Origin of the sequence: Streptomyces sp. NBC_00989, assembly GCF_045162655.1 — a bacterium.
In the GTDB taxonomy this organism is placed as follows: Bacteria; Actinomycetota; Actinomycetes; order Streptomycetales; family Streptomycetaceae; genus Streptomyces.
Genome location: NZ_CP108728.1, coordinates 2,269,532 through 2,295,039, shown reverse-complemented (window position 1 = coordinate 2,295,039; position 25,508 = coordinate 2,269,532). Strand labels below are relative to the sequence as shown.

Annotated in this window: 20 protein-coding genes; 10 read left to right on the top strand and 10 right to left on the bottom strand. The window is 70.6% G+C overall.

Going from position 1 to position 25,508, the window contains the following annotated elements; translation table 11 throughout:
- Positions 1 to 8 precede the first annotated feature (8 nt).
- Both OG714_RS10000 and OG714_RS09995 read left to right on the top strand, forming a co-directional pair.
- Positions 9 to 257, top strand: coding sequence for an Atu4866 domain-containing protein (locus tag OG714_RS10000; protein WP_406119973.1), 249 nt, complete (start codon positions 9 to 11; stop codon positions 255 to 257).
- 277 nt (positions 258 to 534) lie between these two features.
- Positions 535 to 1,926, top strand: coding sequence for an amidohydrolase family protein (locus tag OG714_RS09995; protein ID WP_406119972.1), 1,392 nt, complete (start codon positions 535 to 537; stop codon positions 1,924 to 1,926).
- Positions 1,927 to 2,010: 84 nt separating this feature from the next.
- Here the strand turns inward: OG714_RS09995 and OG714_RS09990 are convergent, their stop codons facing one another.
- Together OG714_RS09990 and OG714_RS09985 are read right to left on the bottom strand one after the other, a co-directional pair.
- Complete coding sequence (locus tag OG714_RS09990) at positions 2,011 to 3,084, bottom strand: glycosyl hydrolase family 18 protein (RefSeq protein WP_406119971.1); 1,074 nt, start codon at positions 3,082 to 3,084, stop codon at positions 2,011 to 2,013.
- Between the two features lie 110 nt (positions 3,085 to 3,194).
- Complete coding sequence (locus tag OG714_RS09985; RefSeq protein WP_406119970.1) at positions 3,195 to 4,025, bottom strand: GntR family transcriptional regulator; 831 nt, start codon at positions 4,023 to 4,025, stop codon at positions 3,195 to 3,197.
- 134 nt (positions 4,026 to 4,159) lie between these two features.
- Between OG714_RS09985 and OG714_RS09980 the strand changes: the two genes are divergently transcribed.
- The 5 genes from OG714_RS09980 to OG714_RS09960 all read left to right on the top strand — a co-directional run bounded on the left by OG714_RS09980 (position 4,160) and on the right by OG714_RS09960 (position 9,754).
- The gene (locus OG714_RS09980) at positions 4,160 to 5,545 is read left to right on the top strand and encodes an ABC transporter substrate-binding protein (protein WP_406119969.1); all 1,386 of its coding nucleotides are present in this window, start codon (positions 4,160 to 4,162) and stop codon (positions 5,543 to 5,545) included.
- A 5-nt stretch (positions 5,546 to 5,550) separates the two neighbouring features.
- Positions 5,551 to 6,501 (top strand): carbohydrate ABC transporter permease, encoded by a 951-nt coding sequence (locus OG714_RS09975; RefSeq protein WP_406131774.1) that lies wholly within the window; start codon positions 5,551 to 5,553, stop codon positions 6,499 to 6,501.
- 111 nt (positions 6,502 to 6,612) lie between these two features.
- Positions 6,613 to 7,515: a carbohydrate ABC transporter permease gene (locus tag OG714_RS09970; protein ID WP_406119968.1), complete on the top strand. Its 903-nt coding sequence runs from the start codon at positions 6,613 to 6,615 to the stop codon at positions 7,513 to 7,515.
- Positions 7,512 to 8,759, top strand: coding sequence for a 6-phospho-beta-glucosidase (locus tag OG714_RS09965; protein ID WP_406119967.1), 1,248 nt, complete (start codon positions 7,512 to 7,514; stop codon positions 8,757 to 8,759). Before OG714_RS09970 ends, OG714_RS09965 begins: the two co-directional genes overlap by 4 nt.
- Positions 8,759 to 9,754 (top strand): N-acetylglucosamine kinase, encoded by a 996-nt coding sequence (locus tag OG714_RS09960; protein ID WP_406119966.1) that lies wholly within the window; start codon positions 8,759 to 8,761, stop codon positions 9,752 to 9,754. Before OG714_RS09965 ends, OG714_RS09960 begins: the two co-directional genes overlap by 1 nt.
- Before the next feature lie 24 nt (positions 9,755 to 9,778).
- Here the strand turns inward: OG714_RS09960 and OG714_RS09955 are convergent, their stop codons facing one another.
- Positions 9,779 to 10,411 carry a response regulator gene (locus OG714_RS09955; RefSeq protein WP_406131772.1) on the bottom strand — a complete coding sequence of 211 codons (633 nt, stop codon included), beginning with the start codon at positions 10,409 to 10,411 and terminating at the stop codon, positions 9,779 to 9,781.
- Complete coding sequence (locus OG714_RS09950; RefSeq protein ID WP_406131771.1) at positions 10,411 to 11,682, bottom strand: sensor histidine kinase; 1,272 nt, start codon at positions 11,680 to 11,682, stop codon at positions 10,411 to 10,413. Before OG714_RS09950 ends, OG714_RS09955 begins: the two co-directional genes overlap by 1 nt.
- 187 nt (positions 11,683 to 11,869) lie before the next feature.
- On the opposite strand from OG714_RS09950, the gene OG714_RS09945 reads away from it, so the two are divergent.
- Together OG714_RS09945 and OG714_RS09940 are read left to right on the top strand one after the other, a co-directional pair.
- Positions 11,870 to 12,619 carry an ABC transporter ATP-binding protein gene (locus OG714_RS09945; protein WP_406119965.1) on the top strand — a complete coding sequence of 250 codons (750 nt, stop codon included), beginning with the start codon at positions 11,870 to 11,872 and terminating at the stop codon, positions 12,617 to 12,619.
- The gene (locus OG714_RS09940; protein WP_406119964.1) at positions 12,613 to 15,078 is read left to right on the top strand and encodes an ABC transporter permease; all 2,466 of its coding nucleotides are present in this window, start codon (positions 12,613 to 12,615) and stop codon (positions 15,076 to 15,078) included. Before OG714_RS09945 ends, OG714_RS09940 begins: the two co-directional genes overlap by 7 nt.
- 75 nt (positions 15,079 to 15,153) lie before the next feature.
- On the opposite strand, the gene OG714_RS09935 is transcribed toward OG714_RS09940, so the two are convergent.
- Complete coding sequence (locus OG714_RS09935; protein WP_406119963.1) at positions 15,154 to 15,942, bottom strand: Atu4866 domain-containing protein; 789 nt, start codon at positions 15,940 to 15,942, stop codon at positions 15,154 to 15,156.
- Between the two features lie 120 nt (positions 15,943 to 16,062).
- Positions 16,063 to 17,925 carry a glycoside hydrolase family 76 protein gene (locus OG714_RS09930; RefSeq protein ID WP_406119962.1) on the bottom strand — a complete coding sequence of 621 codons (1,863 nt, stop codon included), beginning with the start codon at positions 17,923 to 17,925 and terminating at the stop codon, positions 16,063 to 16,065.
- Positions 17,926 to 18,265: 340 nt separating this feature from the next.
- Here OG714_RS09930 and OG714_RS09925 point away from each other — a divergent pair, with 340 nt between their 5' ends.
- The gene (locus tag OG714_RS09925; RefSeq protein WP_406119961.1) at positions 18,266 to 21,148 is read left to right on the top strand and encodes an MGH1-like glycoside hydrolase domain-containing protein; all 2,883 of its coding nucleotides are present in this window, start codon (positions 18,266 to 18,268) and stop codon (positions 21,146 to 21,148) included.
- 55 nt (positions 21,149 to 21,203) lie between these two features.
- Here the strand turns inward: OG714_RS09925 and OG714_RS09920 are convergent, their stop codons facing one another.
- The 4 genes from OG714_RS09920 to OG714_RS09905 form a co-directional block, all read right to left on the bottom strand.
- On the bottom strand, positions 21,204 to 21,539 hold the full coding sequence (locus OG714_RS09920) for a hypothetical protein (RefSeq protein ID WP_406119960.1): 336 nt from the start codon (positions 21,537 to 21,539) through the stop codon (positions 21,204 to 21,206).
- Positions 21,540 to 21,603: 64 nt separating this feature from the next.
- Positions 21,604 to 23,532: a glycoside hydrolase family 9 protein gene (locus tag OG714_RS09915; protein ID WP_406119959.1), complete on the bottom strand. Its 1,929-nt coding sequence runs from the start codon at positions 23,530 to 23,532 to the stop codon at positions 21,604 to 21,606.
- The gene (locus tag OG714_RS09910; RefSeq protein ID WP_406119958.1) at positions 23,529 to 24,827 is read right to left on the bottom strand and encodes a sensor histidine kinase; all 1,299 of its coding nucleotides are present in this window, start codon (positions 24,825 to 24,827) and stop codon (positions 23,529 to 23,531) included. The genes OG714_RS09915 and OG714_RS09910 overlap by 4 nt, the downstream gene beginning before the upstream one ends.
- Positions 24,824 to 25,489: a winged helix-turn-helix domain-containing protein gene (locus tag OG714_RS09905; protein ID WP_406119957.1), complete on the bottom strand. Its 666-nt coding sequence runs from the start codon at positions 25,487 to 25,489 to the stop codon at positions 24,824 to 24,826. Before OG714_RS09905 ends, OG714_RS09910 begins: the two co-directional genes overlap by 4 nt.
- Positions 25,490 to 25,508: the final 19 nt, after the last annotated feature.

Sequence of the window (25,508 nt, the reverse complement as noted above, 5' to 3'; positions counted from 1 at the left end):
GTGGAGCCATGAACAGGAACGCAGCACCGCACCCCTTCGTCGGCATGTGGGTGACCGCCGACGGACACATCCGGCAGGAACTCCTCCCGAACGGCCGCTACGACGAGGCCCGCGGGAACCGGCCGAGCGCCTACACCGGCAGCTACACCGTCACCGGCGACCACATCGACTACGTCGACGACACCGGCTTCACCGCCACCGGTGACGTCCGGGACGGCGTGCTCTTCCACGAGCACCTCGTCCTGTACCGCGCGTAAGCCGGTACGGCCTTGGACGGCCTCGAACTGACAGCCGTCGCGGCCGCCGTCCTCCACATCGTCCAGAGGGCGGGCCAGGAAGTGCTCGGCGTGGAGGAGATCCGGCTGGGGCGGCGCTGAGCGGCCCAGGCCGTCCTGGGTGTGCCGCACCTGGGGAAACGGCGGCCTGGTTGCCGCGCGGACGCGGATCGAGTCTTGCACCACACGTCACCACACAGCACCCGGCGTCACCTGACATCACCGGATGTCATCCGACGTCACCCGAAAAGGGGCTCTCATGAACGCCAACGACACCACCAGCGCCGGTCTTCTCGGCCAACTCCGCCGCCAGTCCGCCGATCCGGGTCGCCGCATCCTGTTCACCGGCGCCACCATCGTCACGATGGACCCCGAACTGGGCATCCTGCTGGGCGACTTGCTCGTCGAGGGCGACTCGATCGCCGCGATCGGCCCGGACCTGGCGGCGGAGGGCGCGGTGGTCGTCGACGCCTCGGGAACCATCCTGGCGCCCGGTCTCGTCGACACCCACCGGCACGCCTGGGAGGCCCAGTTGCGCCGGATCATGCCAGACGTCGACGACCTCGGCGGATACGTGATGGCCACGCTCGCTGGGTACGCCACCGTCTACCGGCCCGAGGACATGTACACCGGCACCAGACTCGCGGCGCTCACCGCGCTCGACAGCGGCATCACCACGATGCTCGACTTCTCGCACAACTCCCGTACCCGCGAACACTCCGACGCGGCGATCGAGGCGCTCCGCGACACCGGCATCCGTGGCGTCCACGCCTCCATGGGCCCGCACTTCGGCGACTGGGACCGCCAGTGGCCGGCCGACCTGAACCGCCTCAAGGACCAGTACTTCAGCAGCGACGACCAGCTCCTCACCCTCCGCCTGGCGACCCTGGCCACCGACGAGATCGCCGGGCCCGCCCTCGCCTACGGCCCCGAACTCGCGCGTACCGCAGCCGACTTGGGCATCGGTGTCAGCGTCGACGCGGTCTTCGGCGCCTCCGGGTCGGAGGCCGTGCTGTCCTGGGCGAAGCACGGCATCCTCGGACCCGACGTCACCCTGATCCACGCCACGGGTCTGACCACCGAGGCGTGGAAGGCGATGGGGGAGTCCGGTACGACGGTCGCGCTGGCCCCCACCTCCGACGCGCAGATCGGCCTGGAGACGGCGATCCCCGCCGTGGACGAGGCGCTCGCCGTCGGCATCCGGCCCGGGCTGAGCATCGACGTCGAAGTCGCCCTCGCCAGCGACCTGTTCACCCAGATGCGGGCCCTGCTCGCCATCCAGCGGATGCGCGCGGTCAACGCCGCCTACGGCACCGGCGGCGAGCCCTCGCGCATCACCGCGCACGACGTCCTCGACTTCGCCACTCTCCAGGGCGCCCGGACCAACGGCCTCGGCGATGTCACCGGCTCCCTCACCGTCGGCAAGAAGGCGGACCTGCTGGTCGTACAGGCCGAGGACCTCAACAACATGCCGCTCAACGACCCGATCGGGACACTGGTGTTGGGCTCCGATGCCCGCAACATCACCGCCGTGTTCGTCGACGGACAGCCCCGTAAGTGGGACGGTCAGGTGCTCGACGTGAACCTTCCCGAGTTGCGTGCCGAGGTCGCCGCCTCTCGCGACCATGTGCTCAACACGCCGGCGAAGTAGGGGGCGTTGATGCGGCGGACACCTGAGGGTGCCCGCCGCACCAGTGCCTTGAGCGGATCAGGTGAATCAGCTGGATCAGGTGAATCAGTTGGAGAACCAGGGGTTCCCGCCGCCCAGCGACCACACCGAGACCTTGGTGACGCCGAGGCCCTTGAGGACCGCGAGCTTGCGGTCCATGGCGACGCTGTCGACGTAGTCGTAGAGGACGCCGCCGGAGACCCAGCGGATCTCGCCCGAGGAGGCGTCGCGGCGGCTTTCTATGGTGGCCGGGTTGGAGGAGAAGCCGGGGCTCTTCTTCATGTCGCTGAACTGGATGTTGCCCGTCACGGAGTTGAGGTCGCACGGGTCGGGCGCGCTGTAGCCGTAGGAGGGCACGCCGATGATCAGGCGGCTCGGGTCGGGGATCTTGCTCTGCGCGTACTGGGTGACCTTCTTCAGCCAGTCGTAGGGGCTGATGGGCAGGCAGCGGGCGCCGGCGGCGGTGTCGAACTCCTCGTCGTACGCCATGATCACCACGTCGTCGGCGCCGGTGGCGGCCACGGCCGCGTAGTCGTAGAACGAGGCGTCCTCGGTCATCGCCGGTGCGTCGACCTGGAGGCGCTTGCCCTTGGCGTGCAGGGCGGTGGCCAACTGCTTCAGAAACGTCTTGTAGTTGGTGAAGTCGGCGGTGCTCCAGGACCAGTAGTCCTCCAGGTCGACGTCGACACCGCTGAGCCCGGCGTCGCCGACGAGGGAGGTGACCTTGGAGACGGCCGCCGTACGGGTGCTGTTGGTGCTGACCAGGGCGTGCACATCGGCGGTGGTCATGCCGGAGAGCGTCGGGTACTGGTACGCCGAGTGCGCCTTGAGGTCGGCGACGTTGGCCGCGCTGTAGGTGTTGCAGCTGCCGTCGGCGGTGGTCTCCAGTTTCACCGAGCCGTTGCTCTGGACCGACCAGTACTCGGGGTTGAGGGCGCCGTTCTTCACCCTGTTGTCGGCGTACTCGCTCTTGGCGGTGCAGGTGGAGTCACCGGTCGATCCGGGGTAGAGCCAGGTCTGGAGCTGGACGCCCGAGGTGGCGGAAGGAGCGGCGCCGGCCGGGACCGAGGCCGTACAGGCGAGCAGCGTGGTGACCGTGCAGGCCACGACGCCGCTCACGGTAAGGGCATGGCGGAACATGAGCGGTCCTTTCGGGTGGGGAGGGGCGTGTCTTTCGGGCTGGGAGGGCGTGCGGGATCGCCGCGTCGGCCGGACGACGACCGGCGCGGTGAACTGGTGGGAAGGGGTGGCTAGTTGCTCCAGTAGGGGTCGAAGACCAGGGTGTCGGCGCCGGGGACGGTGGTGGCCGCCGACCAGGAGCCGTCGACGACGCGTCCGCCGTCGGGCTGGGCCGCCAGCGACAGCCTGGTGAAGATGCGGTAGCGGTCGCCTCGGTAGACGGAGCGGGTGAACTCGACGACGCGGTTCTGCGCGTCCCTGGCCGCCCGTTCGAAGAGCAGGGCGGGGGTGTGCACGGAGACGCCGAGGAGTTCGGCCTCCCACTCGTCGACCACGGTCGGTTCGATGCTCTGTGCGGCGTCGGTCAGCAGGATCTCGTACCGCCGGCCCAGCAGGCGGTAGAAGGAGTCGGTCTCCAGGTCGCGGGCGGTCAGTCCGGGGACCAGCGCGTGCGGCACGTGCAGGGTCTCCACACACATCGGGTCACCGTCCACCGTGCGCAGCCGGATGATCCGCAGGATCTCCTCGCTGGGCGCGATGCTCAGCCGGCGGCCGATCCGGGGTCCGGCGGCGACGGTCTTGAAGTCCAGGGTGCGGCTGGCCCAGGTGCCGTCCACACCGCCGACGCCCAGGCCCGGTGCCTGCCCGGGGGCGGTGCCGCTGAGGTGTTGGGCGACCTTGGCACGGGCGACGAAGACACCGCGTCCGTGCTCCCGCACCAGCAGACCGTCACGGACGAAGTCGTCGACCACCGCGCGCAGGGTGGGGCGGGAGACCCCGAGCTCCTCGCACAGCTGGCGTTCGCCCGGGAGGGGGCGGCCGGGCCCGGTCTCCTCGACCAGGTCGAGGAGGTGGGTGCGGATGCGTTCCCGCTTCTCCCAACGGCTCTCACCGCTGACCATTCCTACCAACTTTCCATACCGGTGGTCATTTTTCTTCCGGTCCACTTCCGAAATGCTTGCTTGACACTGCCCAAATGGTGCCCCAGCATGTGCCCACTGGTCAATAAGTGGTAAGCGAATTTGCCGGAGGTTCCATGTCCGAGTCCCGTGGCGGACCCGTCACCCATACCACCCGCACCCCCCGCCGCACCGCCCGCCGTACCGTCGCCGCGTCGCTCATCGCGGTCACGGCACTGCTGGCCGCAGCATGCACCACCGGCGGCGCCACGTCGAAGGCGGACACCGGCGCCGACGACACCACCCCGGTCACGATCACCTTCTGGCACGGTCTCAGCTCCCCGCACGAGATCGCCTCGGTCAACGCGGTGCTGGCCAAGTTCCACAAGGAATACCCGTACATCACCGTCAAGGCCGTCGCCGCCCAGACCGACGACAAGGTCAACCAGGCCATCCGCGGCGGCACCGCCCCCGACGTGGCGTCCTCGTTCAACGCCGCGAACGTCGGCGGCTGGTGTTCCAGTGGAGCGTTCCAAGACCTCAACCCGGACATCAAGGCCGACCACGTCGACATGAGCCAGATCCCGAAGGCCGTCCAGTCGTACACCGCCTTCGACGGCAAGCGCTGCACCATGCCGTGGCTCGCCGACACCTTCGGCCTGTACTACAACAAGAAGCTGTTCGCGAAGGCCGGGATATCGTCCCCGCCCAAGACCATGTCCGAACTGGCCGCGGACGCCAAGAAGTTGACCACCTTCAACGCGGACGGCTCGATCAGGACCGCAGGCTTCATGCCCTATCTCGGCGCCTACGAGATGCTCACCGAGCACCTCGTCCCCAGCTGGGGCGGCAAGTGGCTCACCGCCGACGGCCGGTCCAACGTCGGCGCCGACCCCGCCTTCGCCCAGGCACTGACCTGGCAGAAGAGCCTCGTCGACTGGTTCGGCACGAAGAAGCTCGTCACCTTCAAGGCGGGCATGGGCGACGAGTTCTCCGCCCAGAACGCCTTCGAGACCGGCAAGTTGGCCATGATGGTCGACGGCGAGTGGCGCAACGCGTTCATCAAGAACGACAAGGCCGACATCGACTACGGCACCGCGGCGGTACCGGCCGCCGACGGCAAGTCCCAGCTCTACGGCGCCGGCTACGTCGGCGGCAACGTGATCGGCATGCCGCGAGGTGCCGAACACCCGGGCGCCGCCTGGAAGTTGATCAAATTCCTCACCACCGACACCGACGCGCTGACCACGCTCGCCGACGCGATCGGCAACGTCCCCACCACCAAGGCGGCGCTCGACTCGGCCTCGCTCGGCCTCTCCAAGGACCCCGACTTCGCCCCGTTCCTGGAGGTCTACAAGAACCCGCTCACCACCACCACTCCGGCCAGCGGCGACGGCGGCGCCTATCTCACCAACTTCGGTCACTTCGTGGAGAAGTGGCAGAGCGGCGGCGTACCCGACCTGAAGGCCGGCCTGACCGCCGTCGACAAGCAGAACAACGCGGCGCTCAAGCTGGGGCAGTGACCGTCATGGCCACCCAACTCCAGCTCGCCCCAGCACCGTTGAGGGCCCGCATCCGCCGCAACCGGCTGCGCGTCCTGCTCTTCCTCGCCCCCGGGCTTGTCGGCTTCGCCGTCTTCCTCGTCTACCCGCTGGTGATGACGGTCTGGCTGTCCTTCACCAACTCGAACATGATCTCCCAGGCCCGGTTCGTGGGGCTGCGCAACTACCGCTACCTGCTCGACGGCGACCCGCTGATCTGGCACGCCGTCCGCAACACCGCCTGGCTGGTGGTGATCATGGTCCCGGCGCAGGTGCTCTTCGCCCTCGGCGTGGCCATGGTCACCGCCCGGCTCAAGGCCGGGGCGAGTCTGTTCCGCACCCTGTTCTATCTGCCCGCGCTGGCCCCGCCGGTCGCCGCGACCGTCGCCTTCGTCTGCATGTTCAACCCCAACTCCGGCCCGGTGAACCGGATTCTGGGCCTGCTGGGCATCCACGGCCCGCTCTGGTTCAACTCGCCGGACTGGTCCAAACCGGCCCTCACCCTGCTCGCCCTGTGGGGCAGCGGCACGATGATGGTCATTTTCTTGGCGGCACTCCTCGAAGTCCCCGCCGAACTGTACGAGGCCGCCGAACTGGACGGCGCCGGCCCCTGGCACCGCTTCCGCTACGTCACCCTGCCGACGATCTCCCCGGTCGTGCTGTTCGCGACCGTCACCGGAGTCATCGCCGGACTCCAGTACTTCACCCAGGCGATGGTCGCCTCGCAGGTCGCCAACGGCAACATCCAGGCCGCGCCCGGCTATCCGGACGGCTCCACCCTCACCTTCCCCCAGCAGCTCTACATCGCCGGCTTCAACCAGTTCCACGCGGGCTACGCCTGCGCACTGGCCGTGGTGCTCTTCGTGGTGGCGATGGCCTTCACCGTCGTCCTGCTCCGCCGCGCCTCCGGCTTCGACATCGAGGAGTCACCGCGATGACGTACGGCTTCGAGACCTTCCGCATCGAGGAGTCACCGCGATGACACACCACTTCGTCCAACGGGAAGTCGCCACGACGGCACGGGACTTGACGACCGGGGAGTCGCCGCGATGACGACGACCTACGCTCCTGCGCCCGCCCGGCAGACCCGCGCCGCCTCGCCCCACCGTGCCGCGCGCGGTCGGGCCGGCCGCCGCAGGACCCTGATCTGGATCGCCGAACACGCCGTCGCCGTCGGCCTGGCCTGCGCCTTCATCGGCCCGATCGTGTTCATCTTCCTGACCTCGGTCATGACCGACGGCCAGTCCCTCACCACCAGCCTGTGGCCCCACCACTGGCAGTGGTCCAACTACCGCACGGTGTTCAGCACCGCGCCGATCGGCACCTGGCTCACCAACACGGTGATCTACGCCGTCGCCGCCACCGCGACCACCCTGCTGTCCAGCGTCCCCATCGCGTACGCGCTCGCCCGGTTCCGCTTCAAGGGCCGCAACACGGCGTTCCTCTGCGTCATCACCATGATGATGCTGCCGCCCCAAGTCCTCGTCATCCCCATGTACTTGATGTGGGCCCGACTCCATCTCACCGGCACCATCTGGCCGTTGGTCCTCCCGTCCCTCTTCGGCGACGCCTTCTCGGTGTTCCTGCTGCGCCAGTTCCTGCTCACCGTTCCCGAGGACTACCTCAACGCGGCCCGCATCGACGGCTGCGGCGAACTGCGGGTCCTCACCCGGGTGGTGCTGCCGATGATGCGCCCGGCGCTCGTCGCGGTCGGCCTCTTCGCCTTCTTCAACGCCTGGAACGACTACTACGGCCCGCTCATCTACACCGGCGAGACGCCCGCCCACTGGACCCTGGCCCTGGGCCTGGCGACCTTCAAGACCTCCCACGCGGTGCAGTGGAACCTCACCATGGCCGCGACCCTCATCGCGATGGCGCCGGTGATCATCGTCTTCTTCTTCGCGCAAAAGGCCTTCATCGAGGGCGTCACACTGACAGGAGTCAAAGGTTGAAGATCACCGTTGTCGGCGGCGGATCCACGTACACCCCCGAACTGGTCGACGGATTCGCCCGGTTGGGACTGCCCGTCACCGAGATCGCCCTGGTCGACCCCGACCCGGAGCGGCTCGCGGTCATCGCCCCGTTCGCCCGCCGCATCCTGGCCCGCCAGGGCAGCCCCGCGAAGATCACCACCACCGCCGACCCGGACGCCGGCATCGACGGCACCGACGCCGTCCTCTTCCAGCTCCGCATCGGCGGCCAGGCCGCCCGCCACGTCGACGAGACCTTCCCGCACGAGTGCGGCTGCATCGGCCAGGAGACCACCGGTGCGGGCGGGTTGGCGAAGGCGCTGCGCACCGTCCCCGTCGTCCTCGACCTCGCCGAACGGGTCGCCAAGCGCGCCCCGAACGCCTGGATCGTCGACTTCACCAACCCCGTCGGCATCGTCACCCGCGCCCTACTGGACGCCGGACACAAGGCAGTTGGCCTCTGCAATGTCGCCATCGGCTTCCAACGCACCTTCGCCGACTGGCTCGGCGTCGACCACGAGCGCGTCGGCCTCGACCACGTCGGCCTCAACCACCTCACCTGGGAACGGGCGGTGCGGCTCGACGGCGTGGACGTCCTCCCGCGCATCCTCGACGAACATGGCCAGGCCCTCGCCGACCGGCTGCGCATGCCGCTGGACGTGGTCCGCAGGCTGGGCGTCGTCCCCTCCTACTACCTGCGCTACTACTACGCCCACGACGAGGTCCTGCGCGAGCAGCTCAGCGAACCCTCCCGCGCCCAGCAAGTGGCGGAGATGGAGAGCGACTTGCTCAAGATGTACGCCGACCCGGCCCTGACGGAGAAGCCCGCCCTGCTGGACAAGCGCGGCGGCGCCTACTACTCCGAGGCGGCCGTCCAGCTGGTGCACGCCCTCACCGCCGACACCGGTGACGTCCGCGTGGCCAACGTCCGCAACAACGGCACCCTGCCCTTCCTCCCCGACGACGCCGTCATCGAGGTCCCGTCCCGCATCGACGCCCAGGGCGCAACTCCCTTGCCCGTCACGCCCGTAGAGCCACTCTTCGCCGGACTCATCGCGCATGTGACGGCCTACGAGGAACTGGCTCTGGAAGCGGCCCTGCACGGTGGGGTCGACCGGGTCGCGACGGCGTTGCTGGCGCATCCACTCGTCGGGCAGGTCAAGGTCGCCGAGGAGTTGGCGGCGAAGCTCGTCGCCGCCAACCGCGCACACCTGTGGTGGGCCTGATGGAGACGGGTCTGCTCCTGGCCGTCGACGGCGGCAACTCCAAGACGGACGTCGCCGTGTTGAGGACGGACGGCACGATCCTGGGCCGCGCGCGGGGCGGCGGATTCCGCCCGCAGGCGGTCGGCGTCGACGCGGCCATGGACGTACTCGCCGCCTTGCGCGCCGAGGCGATGGCGTCGGCCGGCGTCGCGGCCGACGTCGAGGTGGACGGCATCACGGCCTTCCTCGCCGGGGCCGATCTACCGTATGAGATCAAGGCGTTGCGCGAGGCCGTCGGAGCCCGCCGCTGGGCTGTCACGCAGCGCGTCGACAACGACTCCTACGCCGTCCTGCGCGCCGGAGCCAGCCGCCCCTGGGGTGTCGGCGTGGTCTGCGGCACCGGCATCAACTGCGTCGGCGTGGCCCCCGACGGCCGCACCACCGGCTTCGCCGCGCTGGGCCGGATCTCGGGGGACTGGGGCGGCGGCATCGACGTAGGGACGTCGGCGCTGTGGCACGCGGCGCGGGCGGAGGACGGCCGCGGCCCGCGAACAGCCCTTCGTGCAGCGGTGATTGACCACTTCGGTCTGGCGACGGTCGCCGATGTCACCGCCGCTCTGCACAACGGGGACCTGCCCGCACTCCGCCTCAGCGAACTCTGCCCGGCGGTCTTCGCGGCCCGCGACGAGGGCGACGAGATCGCGACCGAGCTGGTCGAACGCCTCGCGGGAGAGATCGCGAGAATGGCGGTCACGGTCCTGTGCCGCCTCCAACTCGCGGTCTCCCCGGACCCCGAAGTCGTCCTGGGCGGAAGCGTGTTGGCCGCCGGGCACAAGGTGCTCCTGGACGACGTCGAACGCAGGCTCACCGAGGCGGTGCCGGGGGTTCGGCCGGTGGTGTGCACGGAACCGCCGTTGCTCGGCGCCGCGTTGGCGGCCTTGGACCTGCATCCGCGAGCGGAACCGGGAGCCGAAGCCCGGTTGCGCGCCGGGTTCCGGGGGAGCGGCGGTTCGTGATCCGGTACTTGTGAGCCCGTTCGGTCAGGCCCGCAGGTAGGTGAGGACGGCCAGGACCCTGCGGTGGGTGCCGGCCGCCGGAGGCAGGTCCAGCTTGGTGAGGATGTTGCCGATGTGCTTGCCGATCGCGGCCTCGGAGACCACCAGCTCGCCGGCGATCGAGGCGTTGGACCTGCCCTCGGCGATCAGTGCCAGCACCTCGCGCTCGCGCGGGGTGAGCTGCTCCAGCGGATCGCGGCGGCGGCGCAGCAACTGGCGCACCACCTCGGGGTCGACCACCGTTCCGCCGTCCGCGACCCGGTGCAGGGCCTCCATGAACTCCTCGACCTGGCCGACCCGGTCCTTGAGCAGATAGCCGACGCCCGATCCGTCGCCGGAGTCCAACAGCTCGGCGGCGTACGTCCGTTGCACGTACTGACTGAGGACCAGGACCGGGAGTGCGGGCCGCTTCTCGCGCAGCCGTACTGCCGCGTGGAGGCCCTCGTCCTGGAAACCGGGCGGCATGCGGACGTCCGTCACCACGATGTCGGGGGCGTGCTCCTCGACCGAGGCGATCAGCGCCCGCGCGTCCCCGACGGCCGACACCACCTCGTGGTCGTAGCGGCCGAGCAGGCCGATGAGCCCTTCGCGCAGCAGCACGCTGTCCTCGGCCAGCACTACGCGGAGCGGTCGGCCGCCCCGGTCAACTCGCAAGGGAACTCCACGTGCAACAGCGTCGGTCCACCCGGCGGACTGGTCAGGGCAAGTCTGCCATCCAGGACCGACACCCGGTCCGCGAGACCGGTGAGGCCGGTGCCCTTCGAGGCGTCCGCGCCGCCGCGGCCGTCGTCGCGCACCTCCAGGAACAGGCGTCCGTCGCGGTGTCCGCCGCTCACCCGCGCGCGGTCGGCCCCGCTGTGTCTGGCGACGTTGGCCAGCGCCTCGCAGACCACGAAGTACGCGGCGGACTCGACCGCCATGGTCGGCCGGCCCGGCAGTTCGAGGTCGACGTCGACGGGGATCACGCAGCGGTCGGCGGCGTCGCCGACCGCGGCCTGGAGGCCGTAGTCCGTGAGGATCTTGGGGTGGATGCCATGGATGAGCTCGCGCAGCTCCGCGAGCGCCTTGCCCGCCTCCTCGTGGGCCGTGGTCAGCCGCTCGGCGAGCGGGCCGGGCGGGGCGTCGAGGCGGGCCAGTCCGAGGGCCATCGTCAGGGCCACCAGGCGCTGTTGGGCGCCGTCGTGCAGATCGCGCTCGATACGGCGGCGCTCGGCCTCGAAGGCATCGACCAACCGGACGCGGGAGCGGGCCAGTTCGACCACCCTGGCGCCCAACTCGCCCTCGCGGGAGGCGATCAGCAGCCGGGTCAGCCCGGCGCGGGCGCCCGCCGCGACGCCGAGCACGTAGGCGCCGAGGCCCAGCAGGAGCAGGCCCAGCACGGCGACGCCGAAAGCGGTCGGCCAGGTGGTGACCGTCCACTGCTTGAGCACCTTCGCCTCGTGGCCGCCGCCGACCGTGGCCAGCAGCAGCGGGGTGGCGACCAGGGACAGCGGGACGAACAGGGCGACCGTGACCGCCAGGGCGTCGACCGGCCACAGCAGTCCCGCGAACAGCAGCGCGTAGCCGAGCTCCCGCCAGGTCGCCTGTTCGCGCAGCCGGGTGGTCAGCCAGGCCCACAGCCCCGGCGCGGCCGGCACCCGGTGCCGGCCGGACACCGGATCGCGGTCGATCAGACGCAGCCTGGACCGTTCCACCACGGCCACCGGGATCCCGCCGAGGGCGACCACGACGAGCAGCGGCAGCCCCACCAGGACGACGGCGAGCGCGCCGCACACCGCCGCCGCCGTCACGATCCCCACCAGGGCGGCGGCGCCGGTCACCGCGCCGGTGAGCAGATACGCGGCGGATCGCCAGGGCCAGGCCGACAGCAGGAAACCCGGCCGGGACATGGCCTGCCACACATTCCGAGGGTGCATGCGCATGACCGTAGGCGGCCCGGCCGGTCGGGTGCCATCGGTCCAGGGTCCGTATCGGGGGTAGGCCTGGCCCTACCCCAGGTCTCGTCCGGGGCGTAGTGCGTCACGAGGTGCTTCCACGGTTTCGTTATGGCACCGACGAACCGAGGAGCAGGTACTGGTGGGGGAACACACGAGCAACCACGCGGTCGAACTGCGCGCGCTATCAAGGGAGTTCAGCCTGGGTGCCACGTCTGTCACCGCCCTGGACCGGGTGTCGCTCACCTTCCCGAAGGCGACGTTCACCGCCGTGATGGGGCCGTCCGGCTCCGGCAAGTCGACCCTGCTGCAGTGCGCCGCGGGGTTGGACCGGTCCACGTCGGGTTCGGTCACCGTCGGCGGGACCGAGCTGACGGAGCTGAGCGAGACCAAGCTGACCCTGCTGCGACGCGAACGCATCGGCTTCGTCTTTCAGGCGTTCAACCTGCTGCCCTCGCTCACCGCCGAGCAGAACGTGGCCCTGCCGCTGCGACTGGCCGGCCGTCGCCCGCCGAAAGCCCGGGTCCGCGAGGTGCTGGAACAGGTCGGACTCGGCGACCGGGCCCGGCACCGGCCGACGGAGCTGTCCGGCGGCCAGCAGCAGCGCGTCGCCCTGGCCCGCGCCCTGATCACCCGCCCCGAGGTGCTCTTCGGTGACGAACCGACCGGCGCGCTCGACTCGCGGACGAGCCGCGAGGTGCTCGACCTGCTGCGTGCCATGGTGGACCGCGAGGGCCGGACGGTCGTCATGGTCACGCACGACCCGGTCGCCGCCTCCTACGCCGACCGTGCGGTCTTCCTCGTCGACGGCCGCGTCAACGGCGAGCTGACCGGCGCCGGCGCCGAGGACATCGCCGCCCGCATGACCAAGCTGGAGGCCGCGCCGTGCTGAGCACCGCCCTGCGCACTCTGCGCACTCGCTGGGTCACCTTCGTCGGCAGCTTCGTCGCCCTCTCCCTCGGCGTGGCGCTGATCGCCGTCATGGGGCTGGCCCTGGCGTCGTCGCTGGACGCACCCGACCGCAGGCCCGAGCGGTTCGCCGCGGCACCGGTCGTCGTCCAGGGCATGGACACCCTGAGCGTGCGCACCCCGACCGGCGTCCGCACCCAGAAGCTCGCGCGGCCGCGCGCCGTACCCGCCGACGTGATCGCGAAGCTGAAGCACCTCGGGACCGTCGTCGTGGACCGGTCCTTCGCTGTACGGGCCCGGGGCGGCCCCGGCGATCTCGTGGGCCACCCCTGGTCCACCGCCGCCTTCGCGCCGTACCGGCTCGACGCGGGGCGCGCACCGCAGACCGCGGACGAGGTCGTCGTCAGCGGGGACCGGTTCCGTCCGGGCACCCGGCTGCGGACCGACGGCGGCACCGTGCGGGTCGTCGGCACCGTGGTCGGCCTCGGTTTCGAGAACGCCGTCTTCTACACCGACGCGCGCGCCGCGCGGTTGGCACCGCACAGCGTCCAACTCGTCGTCCACGCAGGAGCGGCGGCCGTACGCACGGCGGTGCGCGGCAGCGACGGCGTCCGGGTCCTGACCGGTAATGCGCGCCGGTACGCCGACGCCGATCCCGGCCGGGACAGCGAGGCTCTCACCGCGATGAACGCCATGTACGGCACGGCCGGCGGTGTCACGGGATTCGTGTCGGTGTTCGTGGTGGCGTCGACCTTCGCGTTCACGGTGGCCCAACGCCGCCGCGAGTTCGGGCTGTTGCGCACGGCCGGTGCGACGCCGGGGCAGATCCGCCGCACGGTTGTCACCGAGGCCCTCCTGATCGGCGTGCTCGCCTCGGCGGCAGGCTGCGTACTCGGCTCCTACGGTGCGCCGAAGCTCGCCGAGTGGACGGTCGAAGAGGGCCTGGCGCCCCGCTGGTTCGCCATCGGCGACTCCACCTGGCCGTACCAACTGGCCTTCTGGACAGGCCTGTTCGTCGCCCTGGCCGGAGTGCTGGCCGCGTCCTGGCGGGCGGGGCGCACCCGGCCCACCGAGGCGCTGCAAGAGGCGTCCGTGGACACCCGGACACTGACACGGGGCCGCCGACTGGTCGGCTCGGCGCTGCTGCTGACCGCCCTGGTGACGCTGGTCCTGGCCCTGGTGAACGATCCGAGCGGCCTGCTGCACCGCAAGACCTACGTGAGCCGCCCGATGCTGTTGATGACCGCGGTGGCGCTGCTCGCGCCGGTGCTGGTACCCCCGCTGACCCGCCTGATCGCCTGGCTGCCGGCCCAACTGCCCGGCGCCACGGGCATGTTGGTGCGAGAGAACGCCGCCACCGGTGTCCGGCGCACCGCCGCCGTCGCGGCGCCCGTGCTGGTCACGGTCGCGCTGGCGGGATCACTGCTGGGCGCCACCGCCACCCTCAATGAGGCGAAGGCCACCGAGGTCCGCACGCGGACGACCGCCGATTTCGTGGTCACCACCGCGGGCGACGCAGGCGACGCGGGCTTCGACGACGCGACGCTGAGGAAACTGCGCGCCGTCCCCGACGCCGAGGTCTCCGCGACCTCGGCGAGTGCCGTGTACGTCCTGGAGGACGGTGTGGCGCTCGTCCGGTCCGAGGCCCGCGCCGCCGACCCCCGCCTCCTTGCCGACACCGTCCGACTGCCGCTCGTCGCCGGGAAGGTGAGCGACCTGGACGACGACTCGATCATCGTCAACGAGGAGTGGGCGAAGCACACCGTGGGCGAGCTGGTGGACGTGTGGCTCGGCGACGGCAGGAAGAAGTCCCTCCGGATCGCCGCCGTCATGACGACCGGCACCGGCGACAACGGCGTCTACGTCACCCCGCGCAACGCCCCGGACGCGCCCGTCGACCGGGTCGACGTACGCCTCGCGGACGACGCCGACGCGAGTGCCGTGGCCGCCGGACTGCGGAACGCGGTGCGGCCGTCGGGCGGGCAGGTGCTCACCGACCGGCAGTGGGTGCGGTCGACGTACCCCGAGACCAACCGCACGACCCGGACGGGGTTCCTGCTGGTCCTCGGCATCGCCCTGCTGTACACCGGCATCTCGCTGGCCAACACCATGGTCATGGCGACCTCCGACCGGGTCCGCGAACTGGCCGTGCTGCGGCTGGCCGGGGCCACCAGGTGGCAGGTGCTGCGGCTGGTGGCCGCCGAGGCGCTGATGGTCGTCGTGGTCGGCGGTGTGCTCGGGGTGCTGGTCGCCGGGCTCAACCTGGCAGGAATGTGGGGCGCGTTGGGCCTGCTCTCGGTGTGGACGCCGATCGAGATCCCCTGGGCGGCACTCGGCTGGACCGTGGCCGCCTGCGCGGTACTCGCCGTACTCTCGGCGGTCGCCCCGGCCGCCCTCGCCCTGCGCCGCAGGGCGGTGGAACTGGCGGGCACACCGGAGTGACCTTCCTGAACGGTCAGTACGCCCGGGGTCCGGCCTGGACAACCACTACGCCCGGGGGTCCGACCTGAACAAGCTCTACGCCCGCGCCCCGAGCCGCATCGCATACCCCGCGTGACGCAACTCCCCGCCCCGGAACTCGCCGAACGCCCAGAACCCGAGGTCGTCCAGGTAGTCGATGCGGTCGCCGTCGATCCAGTAGCGGCCCTCGTAGGCGTGCGGGCGGCCGCCGCGGGTCTCGTCGTAGCGGCCGTCGGGGGTCAACTCCTGGTGCAGGAAGCCGTTTTCGTCGATCCAGACGCCGATGCGCGGACTGTTGCTCAGGTCCTGGGCGGCCGGGATGCCCGCCTCGGGGGCGGTGGCACGGCCGGGGGCGTCCGTGCCGGACCAGAGCACCGGCTGGCCGGCCGCGACCAGGGCGCGGACCTCCTCCGGGCGGGTCAGCAGCGTGGCCTGCGCGCTCGCCACATCGGCGGCCAGTGAGTCCGGTACGACGAGCAGGTCGCCCGTGTTCCCCGGTGTCAACGTCCCTACGTAATCCGCGCGTTGGCCGCGCCCGCCGGCGAGCGCGATCGTGTCCACCACCGCCGGGACCACCGTCATGCCGGTGCAGTCGACGACGATGGCGTTGTCGTCTCCCGCCGCCGTGACGATGCCCGGGCCGATGCCCACCAGCAGCGCGCCGACGAGCAGGATGTCGGCGCCGGGCAGGGTTCCGATCAGGGGGTCCATGGTCAGGACCCGGGCGTTGGCGAAGAGGACGGGGCGGCCCGCGTCGTTCGCGGCGATCTCGTCGAGGGCCTTGTTGTTCCAGGTCACGGTGTCCGTGCCGACTTCCGTGCCGGTTTCCGTGTGGGTGACGCTCATCGTCTGCTCCTCGGGTGGGGGCGTGGTGTTGCACGGCAGAGCCTGGTCGCGCCCGAGGAGCGCAACCAGGCCGCCGTTACCCCAGGTGCCTCGCACCCACCCTGCGCTCCCACCCTGCGCTCAGCCCGCGGCGGCGGTCAGTGCCCCGAGTGCGCTGGCCTGCGTACGCCAGTCGGTCTGGTTCGGGCTGGTGCCCGCCCAGCGTTCACCGAGGTCGTTGAGCGTGGACCGGTCCAACGCCCACAGGGTGTCGGCCTGTTTCTGGATGTAGTTCCGGTAGGTGGTGGAGCCGGTCGCCTTCGCCAGGTCGGCGAAGTTTCGCATGAAGATGCCCTTGAACTGCTTCTGGTTGTCGTCGCAGGCCGCCGATCCCGCATCGCAGGACTCGGTGAGCACCCCGCCGGACGTCAGTGTCGGACTGCTGATCGCCGCGTCCGCCAGCGTGCGCGCCGTGGTCAGCATCGAGCTGTCACCGGTCGTCCTCCAGAGTTCCGTGAAGGCGCCGATGGCGAGGCCCTGGTTGTAACTCCACACGGTGGAACCGTTGTTGGCGCAGGACGAGGAGAGCCCGTCGTTCACCAGACCCGAGGAGTTGATCATCCCGCTGGCCTTGTACCAGGCCGCCGACGTCCTCGCCCGCTGGAGCCACACGGTGTCGCCGGCGATGCGCTGGTGCAGCGCGGTGGTCAGCCACAGGTACTGCCCGTTCGTCACCGCGTTCTTGTAGGTCTTCTCCCGGTCCCACCACACGCCACCGCCGCAGGTACCGGTGTCCCAGTACTGCTGGACGTAATTGGCGATGGTGATGGCCTCGTTGAGATAGCGGGCATCGTGCGTGTAGTCGTAGGCGTCGATCCACGCGATCGCCCACCACCCCGAGTCGTCGATCGACCGGCTGATGAAGTCGCCCTCGATCGCGTCCGAACTCCGCGTCCCGGCCGGGAAGACGCCCTTGTTCCGGTCGAAGGTGCGGGCGATGATCCAATCGTAGTCGTGCGTGCCGGTCGTCTTCGCGAAGTCGATGACGGAGGTGAGGGTCGCCGCCGAGTTCCACCAACTGCTGGGCCACCAGCCGTTGTAGGGGTCGTACGACGTCATCAGCGCGTCCGCCGCGGCACGCGCCCGGGTCGGCACCGGCCGGTACCACGCGGTGCAGCTGCCCTCGTTGTGACTCACCTCCCGGCCGCACGCGCGGACCGCCCCGCCGTAGAGGAGACCGCGCGGATCACGGGTGGCGTACATCGCGGTGCGGGTCGTGGTCCCTCCGGACGGGGTGCTCGTACGGCCGAGGGAGGAGCCGTCGGGCCAGGTCGAGCCGCCGTCCCAGGAACGGTCCAGCCAGATCTCGTCACCGGCGCCACCGGTGTCGATGCTCGCCCAGGCCATCGCGTTCTTCTGGTCCACGTGCAGCCGAATCGTGCGGCCGTACAAGGTGGTTGAGGGGATCGGCTGGTCGTCGCCCGCCGCCTGGCCCGCGCCCGTACCGTCGCAGACGGTGTCGCAGACCGTGGGGTAGACCCAGTTCGTGCAGCCGACGCCGGCCGCGTCGCCGCAGGCGCGGACGAGGCCGCGCTTGTGGTTGCGCGGGTCGGTGATGTTGTACATCAGCGTCCTGGTGCCGGTCCACGTGCTCGGGATGCTCGCCTTGCCGAGCAGACCGTCCCAGGTGGCGCCGCCGTCCCAGGACCGGTCCAACCACACCGCGTCGCCGGTCGTGCCGTTGTCGATGCTGGCCCACGCCATGTCGTCCGCGTCGGACACATGGAGCTGGACGCGCCGGCCGTTGAGCGTCTTGTCCGGCACTGGAAACGTTTCCCGTTTCGCCTGCGAAGGGTCCAGGGTGTCGCAGGCCAGGACGCACACCTGGGTGGCGGCGGACGCCGGCGTCGCGACCGGGACCAGCGCCACGAACGCGAGGGCGGCCGTCAGCAGAAGGCTGAGCAACCGTGGTCTGATAACGATGTCGAAGCTGTGTGGGGACACCGGAACTCGCCTCGATTTCACGATGGGGGGATGCAGGGTGTGAATGGATTCAGCTCTGGATCAATGGTCCATACCTCTACCCGTACCCGACGCAGTGAACCGGCTTGGTGCGACCCTGTCAATGTCGCAAGGTGCGCTTTTTTCCCGGGAGTTGAAGGCTGACGCGATGGGTTGACACCTGCTGCCCCGGCGCCCATCATCGGTCCGAACTTCGGCGAGTCATCTCGCGTACCCGTTGCTCTTCAGACTCCAGGCCGCTGCGGTCGATCGTTTTGAATCGATTCACATGCCTGGTTGTCCAGTTGAACGGCTGGTTCCCCCACTGATCCGGGAGGCACTCATGCGCCGCCGCAGGCCACCGCAGAACCGAAAGCCCAGACCAGGCCGCCTAGTTGGGCTCACCATGGCGGTGGCCGCCGCGCTGGCCGTGGCCCCGACGCTGTCCGCCGGGGCGGCGCCGGCGACCGCGACGCCCGCTCCCAAGGCGGCACTCGACGCCGTGAACTACTCGCCGACCTCGCGCACCCTCAAGCCGACCGCCGTCTACCGCACGTCCGGCAGCGTCGCGAACCCGACGAACGTCCTCAACGGACAGGCGACGCGGATCTCCGGCTCGCAGTCGGCCGTCACCCTCGACTTCGAGAAAGAAGTCGGCGGATTGGTAACGTTGTCATTCGGCAGCGTCAGCTCCAGCGGGCAGCGCGTCGGCCTGGCCTTCAGTGAGTCGTCCCTGTACGTGGGCAACAACAGCGACCGCAGCAGCGGCCGCGACGGCGAGGACGGCGCCCTCTACGCCACACCCTCCGCCAACGGCACCTACACCGTGCCCACCGCCCAACTCCGGGGCGGGTTCCGCTACTTGACCGTCTTCCTCGACAGCTCGGGCTGGGTGGACCTCAAGGGCGTCAGCCTCAGCTTCACCGCTGCTCCGGGGAAGTCCAACCCGGCCGACTACCCCAACTACTTCACCTCAAGCGACGAGTTGCTCAACCGCATCTGGTACGCCGGGGCGTACACCGTGCAGTTGAACACCATCGCCTCCAACCAGGGCCGCGCCTGGCCTCCGCCCTCCTCGGCCTGGGACAACAGCGCGACCGTCGGCGTCGGTGACTCCGTGCTGGTCGACGGCGCGAAGCGCGACCGTACGGTGTGGCCCGGCGACATGGGCATCGCCGTCCCCACGCAGTACGCGTACTCGAACGATCTCACCTCGACCCGCAACGCGCTCACCACGATGTACAACGCGCAGTCGTCGGCGGGTGAAATCCCTTGGTCCGGGCCGCCGTTCAACCTCACCGGCTCGGACACGTACCACACGTGGACCCTGCTGGGGACGTCGACGTACTACACGTACACCGCCGACCGGCCGTGGCTGGACTCCGAATGGTCCAACTACAAGCGGGGGATGGCCTTCATCACCAACAAGATCGACGGCAACAACCTCCTCAACGTGACCCGCACCCAGGACTGGGCCCGCGTCGGCCAGGGCGGCGAGAACATCTCCGCCAACGCGCTGCTGTACGGCGCCCTCAAGGGCGGCGCCACCCTCGCCACGGTCGAGGGGGACAGCGCGCTCGCCGCGAGCTGGAACAGCAAGGCCGCCGCGATCAAGTCCGCGGCCAACTCCCTGCTGTGGGACGCCTCCAAGGGCATGTACAAGGACAACCCGAGCAGCGGCCTGTATCCGCAGGACGGCAACTCCCTGGCCGTCTGGTACGGGTTGAGCGACTCCACCGCCAAGTCGAAGAGCATCATCACGGGCCTCGGCAAGAACTGGGGCATCTACGGCCCCACCACACCCGAATGGGGCGGCAACGTCTCGCCGTTCGCCGGCGGCATGGAGCTGAACGCCCGCTTCACCGCCAACGACGACTTCACCGCCCTGGACCAGATCCGCCGCACCTGGGGCCACATGCTCGACAGCGACATCGGCACCAAGAGCACGTTCTGGGAGGGCATCCAGTCCGACGGCGGCCTCGCGTACGGCGGTTCGTTCATGAGCCTCGCGCACGGCTGGTCCACCGCGCCCACCTCCACGCTCACCTTCGACGTGCTCGGCACCACGCCAGAGTCGTCGACCGGCGCCTACCGCTTCGTCCCGCACCCCGGCGACCTGACCAGCGCCCAGGGCCGCATCACCATGCCCCAGGGTGCCATCAACGCGTCCTGGTCCCGCGACCCGGCGGCCGGCACCTACTCGGCCACCCTCTCCAGCCCCTCGGGCAGCACCGGCCGTATCGGCGTCCCCAAGCTCGGCGGCAACATCACGGTGACCGTCAACGGCGCGACCGTCTGGAGCAACGGAGCCTTCACGCCCGCCTCCGGCATCACCGGCGGCAGCCAGGACGACACCTACGTCTACCTCACCGGCGTCGCCCCCGGCAGCTACACCGTCTCCGCCACCGGCCTCGGCAATCCGGCGCCGCCCGCCGAACCCGGCACCGGCGCCCTGCGCGCGGGCTACACCCGGTGCGCGGGCGAGGGCGGCACCTGCTCCTTCAGCGGCACCCGCTCGGTGGCCTACGGCGCCGGGACGTACACCTACAAGACGGTGACCGGCAGCACCGCCTGCTCGAACGACTCCTTCGGCGGCGACCCGGCGGCCAACCTGGTCAAGTCCTGCTACGTCGCCGACGTGGGCGGCCCGCCCGGACACACCGTCTGCGCGGCCGAGAACGGCACCTGCGCCGTGCCCGGCTACAACCGTGACGTCGCCTATGGTGCCAACGGCAACTTCGTCCACCAGGTCACCAACGGCTCCGTGGCCTGCACCAACGCCCACTTCGGCGATCCCATCGACGGCGTCGCCAAGTCCTGCTACCTCCCGCCCGCCGGCGCTCCGGCCGGAGGCTGGACCAAGTGCGCGGACCAGAACGGAACTTGTGCCGCCGTGGCGGGCCAGCCGGTGATGTACGGCGCGTACGGAGCGTTCACCACGGCCACCGCCACGGGCGACACCGCGTGCACCGACGCCACGTTCGGCGACCCCATCTCCGGTGAGTCGAAGGCCTGTTACACCGCCACCGGCGGCCCGGTCGGCTACGCCACCAACTGCTCGGCGGAAGGCGGCACTTGTGCCTTCAGTGGACAGCAGACCGTCGCCTACGGCGCCCGCGGCCGCTTCCTCTACAAGGCCTTCAGCGGCGGCGCGAGCTGCACGACGGCCGCCTTCGGCACCGACCCGCTGCCCAACGTGAGCAAGTCCTGCTACCTCACGTCCTGAGCGGCACCACACCTCCGGCAGCCCCCGCCTCCCCGCGTGACCGGGGGCTGCCGGATCACTCCGGGTGGGCCACTGCCTCCTTCTGCAGGTGCACGGCGGCCAGCAGGCTCAGTCGCGGTTCCGCCTGGCGCAGGGCACGCACCGCGGCGACCGAGTCGAGGTCCCCGGCGAACCCGGCCGCCGCCAGCCGGGAGCGGACCCAACGGGCGTGCAATTGGCCTTCGTTGGCGGCGGCGGTGGACTCGACGAGAGCGGCGGCGCGTTCCAGGCCGGGGCGCTCCTCGGGGGAGGCCCCGGCCAGTGCCTGGCGCAGGGTCGCCGCGACCACGTCGGCGTCCCGGATGGTCAGCACGAAGGTGTTCTTCTTGCTCAGTCCCGTGATTCCAGTCATGGGGCTCAGCCTGACCGCCATGTCCCGTGCGCGCCAAGCGACTTGAGGAGGCTCAGAGGCTCGGCTACGCGTCCTCGCCCTGCGCGGTCAGCGCGAAGGCCAGCAGCGCCGTCGTCGTGAAGTCCAGCGAAGGCTCCACCGTCTGCCAGGCGCCGACGTCGTCCACGTACCGCGAACCCTTGCCGTCGAAGTCGGTCCAGGCTCCCGACGGCGGGGTGGCGGTGCACTTCTCCATCGTCGGGAAGCCGTTCAACTCGGCCAGTTTGTCAGCGGCGTTGGGGCCGTTGACCACTGCGCCCCGCAGGATCGCGCCCTTTCCGTCGTGGCTGCCGCGGAGGTTGGCCAACTGGTGTTCCGGGCAGTGCGGGTAGACCTCACCGGCACCGATCATGAAGCTGGTGCCCCAGGGGTTGGCGCCGAGTGCCCAGCCCCGCTGCCGCCCGGCGAACGCGTCGTAGCGGGTGTCCCCGGTCGCCTTGGCGTAGAGGCGGGCGGTGGCCACCAGCCCGAACGTGTGCGGTACGGCGTCGAAGTCGTCGTAGACCGCACCGGCCCCGAACGGATCGTGATCGGCGTGATCGACCCCGTCCTCCAACTGGCGCCGCAGATCCTTGTTCAGGTCCGCAGCTCCAACTCCGTTGCTGCGGGCGCCGTCCAGAGCGGTGGTCAGGTCGACATGGGCCAGGGCGCTGACGTCCGCGACATTGAGGGTGCCCTTGACGTCGGAGTCCAGGTAGGACCGGGCCCAGTGGGCGGCCTCGCCGGTCCAGTCGGCCTCCCGGTCGTCACCCAAGTCCCGTGCTGCCAGGGCGAGTTCGGCGCCGGCGATCTCCATGTCGTCCTGCCAGGAGTCCTCCGGATAGAAGGCGCTCGGGAAGGCCGTGACGAGCGGCTGGTCGGGGTCGTGGTCGGTGTCGGCCAGGTCGTAGACGGCGGCGGCCTTCTCCAGCCACTCCCGCGCCTCGTCCGGGGCGCTGTCGGCCGCCCGCTGCGCGGCGAGGGCGAACACCGCGGCCACCCGTCCCGCCAGACTCGGCATGATCGGCTCTCCCGGCTCGTTCGCGCGGAACACCGGCCGGTGCTTGATCGTGTAGTCCGGGTCACCGGGCGACACATCGAGCCGGTCGTCGGCCTCCGGCAGCCGCCACACGTCGTGATCCGTCCGTACGGCGTCGTTGCCCGCGCCGATGCCGACCTGGGCGTAGAGCGTCCCGCTGTCCCCGTCCCACATCTTGTCCACCCACTCCAGCCCGTGCTCGGCCTCGGCGGACAGCGCCTCCATGTCCGGCAAGTCCCGCTCGGCGAGCAGGAGTTCGGCGGTGGAGTAGGAGGTGGTGCCGGTGAACTTCAGGAAGTCGCCCGCGTCGAACCAGCCGCCCGCGACATCGACGGTGGCACCGGTCGGGGTCAGCCGCTCGTCGAGCAGTTCCTCGCCCGCCTCGTCGTAGCGCGGGTCGGCGTAGACGGTCGCGTCCTCGTCGGTGAGATGGGACGGGCCGTGGGACAGGCCGCCGCCGGAAACCACGTCGGCTCCGTCGCGCTGCGCCTGGAGGAAGCGGACGTTGTCCCGGACGAGCGGGGTCATCAGCTCGCTCGCGTCGGCGATCCGGAACGCGGGGGAGCGGCCGGCGGCGCTGCCGGACAGGACGATGCGATAGGTGCCGGGCTTGTCCAGCGCGGAGAGGTCGACGGTCCGTACGGACGGGAACTTGGCGTTCCAGTGGCCGGTGACGGCACCGAGTCGGCCTGCCGTGACCACCTTGTTCTTCGCGTCGACGACCTTGAAGCGCGCGCCGGCGAGCGCCTTTGTGGGTCCCATGACGTACGCCTGCTTGGTCTCGCCGCGCACATAGCCGACCTGGTCGACCCGGACGGCCACATGGGCGGCGGACGGTGTGGCGGCCTCGCCGTAGACGTTCAGGCCGACGAGGACGGCGCCGATGGTCACGGCGGTGGTGGTGACCAGCAGGAATGGGCTGCGCAATACGTTCATGCGCCCACGGTGCCGGGACCTTCATGAGATGAGGATGAGGACGCCGGGGGTGCGTCCGTCGGGAGCCGGAGTTCGGCGAGCAGGCCGCCGCCGGGGGCGTCCGTGAGGCGGGCGGTGCCGTGGTGCAGACCGGCGACCCAGCGGACGATGGCGAGGCCCGCGCCCGTGCCTGGACCGGTCCCGGTGACACCACGTGTGAACACGCGCTCCCGGTCCGCGAGCGGTACGCCGCCCCCGTGGTCGCGGACCGTGACCAGCCCCGGCGCGACGGTGACCTCCACCGGCGAACCGGCCGGCCCGCCGTGCCGCTGCGCGTTCTCCACCAGATTCCGTACCGCCTGCGCCAACAGGTCCGGATCGCCGAGCACCACCACCGGCTCGGCCGTCACCGTCACGCTCCTGTGGTCGGGCAACTCCTGGACCGTGGTCTCCACCAGTTGGTCCAGCCGCAGCCGCACCAGCTCGACCCGCTGCGCCCCCGACTCCAGCCGCGCCCTGGCGAGCAGCCCGCTGACCAGCCGACTCAGCCGGTCGACGAGCCGTAGCGCCTCGTCGGACGAACCGTGCCGCTCCACCACGAGCCGCAGCGTCGCCAGCGGCGTCCGCAACTCGTGCGCCGCCTCGGCCAGGAACTGCTCCTGCTGACCGAGCCCGCGCAGCGCGGGCCGCATGGCCCGACCGGACAACAGATGGCCTACGGCCGCCGCGCAGCACACCAGCGCTGTGCAGCCGAGGGCCAGCCAGCGCACCAGGAGGTCGTGGTCGCGTTCGCTGCGGGCCAGTTCCGTGCCGACCAGGACGGCCGCCCCGATCCGGTCGCCGTCCCAGACCGGAGCCGCCGCCCACCGCAGCCGCCCGCCCTTGGTGGCGGACGCGCTGACTTGGACCGTTCCCTGCTCGTCCAGGACGCTGTGCCAGACCTCGTCCAACCGGTCCGTGTCGGGCAGCGCCGACCGTCCGGGTACGACGTTCCGCACGGTCGGCGTCTTCCCGGGCGCTGCTTGCAGGATCGCCAACACCTGGGCGCCCTGGGCGAGTTCGTCCTCCCGCAGCGGCTCCAGGTGCAGGACGCCCGCGTCGAACCAGACCGCCCGCGACAGCCCCGCCGCGCGGCTGCCGACCTCGTGGTCGAGGCCGGAACGGCGGGACGCGGAGTCGATACGGATGGCGACCACGGCGAGTACGACGAGACAGGCCGCGGTCGTCGAGGCGAAGAGGAGGGTCATCAGACGGCGGGTGCGCCGCAGCCGGGCCACGGCGGGCGACGGGGCCGGTGCCTGAGTGTGGCGCTTCACGCCTCGCCGCCCAGGCGGTAGCCGACACCGCGCACCGTCGCGATCGGATCGGGCGGGCCGAGCCGTCTGCGCAGCTGGCCGATCAGGACGTCCACCACGTTCGACATCGGCTCGCTCGCCTCGTCCCAGCAGCTCTCGATCAGCTCGCTGCGCGTCACCACTTCGCCCGCGCGCAGCATCAGCAGTTCGAGCACCGCGAACTCCTTGGCGGAGAGGCTGAGCAGCACCCCGGCCCGGGTCACCCGGCGCCGCGGGAGGTCGAGTTCCAGGTCGCCCGCCCGCAGGACGGACGGCCGCGCGGGCTGCTCCCTGCGGCACAACGCCCTTACGCGTACGACCAGTTCGGCGAAGGCGAACGGCTTCACCAGGTAGTCGTCCGCCCCGTGCTCGAAGCCGGCCACCCGGTCGCTCACCGTGTCCAGCGCGGTCAGCAGCAGGAAGGGCAGCACCGATCCCGCCCGCCGGTGTGCGGCGAGCAGCGTGAGGGAGTCGCCGTCCGGGACCGAGCGGTCGGCGACGACACAGTCGTAGCGATTGACGGACAGCTTGAGATCCGCCTCGGCCAGCGTCCGCGCGAGGTCCACCGCGAACCCCGCGTCCCGCAGTTGAGCAGCGACGACGGGGCCCAGCTCGGGGTCGTCCTCCAAGACCATTACGCGCATGGGCCGGAGCTTAGGCGAC

What these genes read in the sequence shown, in the direction of transcription:
- OG714_RS09995 (WP_406119972.1), top strand. Translation starts at nt 535, where the DNA reads ATGAACGCCAACGACACCACCAGCGCCGGTCTTCTCGGCCAACTCCGC.
- OG714_RS09990 (WP_406119971.1), bottom strand. Translation starts at nt 3,084, where the DNA reads ATGTTCCGCCATGCCCTTACCGTGAGCGGCGTCGTGGCCTGCACGGTC.
- OG714_RS09905 (WP_406119957.1), bottom strand. Translation starts at nt 25,489, where the DNA reads ATGCGCGTAATGGTCTTGGAGGACGACCCCGAGCTGGGCCCCGTCGTC.
- OG714_RS09925 (WP_406119961.1), top strand. Translation starts at nt 18,266, where the DNA reads ATGCGCCGCCGCAGGCCACCGCAGAACCGAAAGCCCAGACCAGGCCGC.
- OG714_RS10000 (WP_406119973.1), top strand. Translation starts at nt 9, where the DNA reads ATGAACAGGAACGCAGCACCGCACCCCTTCGTCGGCATGTGGGTGACC.
- OG714_RS09920 (WP_406119960.1), bottom strand. Translation starts at nt 21,539, where the DNA reads ATGACTGGAATCACGGGACTGAGCAAGAAGAACACCTTCGTGCTGACC.
- OG714_RS09980 (WP_406119969.1), top strand. Translation starts at nt 4,160, where the DNA reads ATGTCCGAGTCCCGTGGCGGACCCGTCACCCATACCACCCGCACCCCC.
- OG714_RS09915 (WP_406119959.1), bottom strand. Translation starts at nt 23,532, where the DNA reads ATGAACGTATTGCGCAGCCCATTCCTGCTGGTCACCACCACCGCCGTG.
- OG714_RS09960 (WP_406119966.1), top strand. Translation starts at nt 8,759, where the DNA reads ATGGAGACGGGTCTGCTCCTGGCCGTCGACGGCGGCAACTCCAAGACG.
- OG714_RS09950 (WP_406131771.1), bottom strand. Translation starts at nt 11,682, where the DNA reads ATGTCCCGGCCGGGTTTCCTGCTGTCGGCCTGGCCCTGGCGATCCGCC.
- OG714_RS09970 (WP_406119968.1), top strand. Translation starts at nt 6,613, where the DNA reads ATGACGACGACCTACGCTCCTGCGCCCGCCCGGCAGACCCGCGCCGCC.
- OG714_RS09985 (WP_406119970.1), bottom strand. Translation starts at nt 4,025, where the DNA reads ATGGTCAGCGGTGAGAGCCGTTGGGAGAAGCGGGAACGCATCCGCACC.
- OG714_RS09935 (WP_406119963.1), bottom strand. Translation starts at nt 15,942, where the DNA reads ATGAGCGTCACCCACACGGAAACCGGCACGGAAGTCGGCACGGACACC.
- OG714_RS09975 (WP_406131774.1), top strand. Translation starts at nt 5,551, where the DNA reads ATGGCCACCCAACTCCAGCTCGCCCCAGCACCGTTGAGGGCCCGCATC.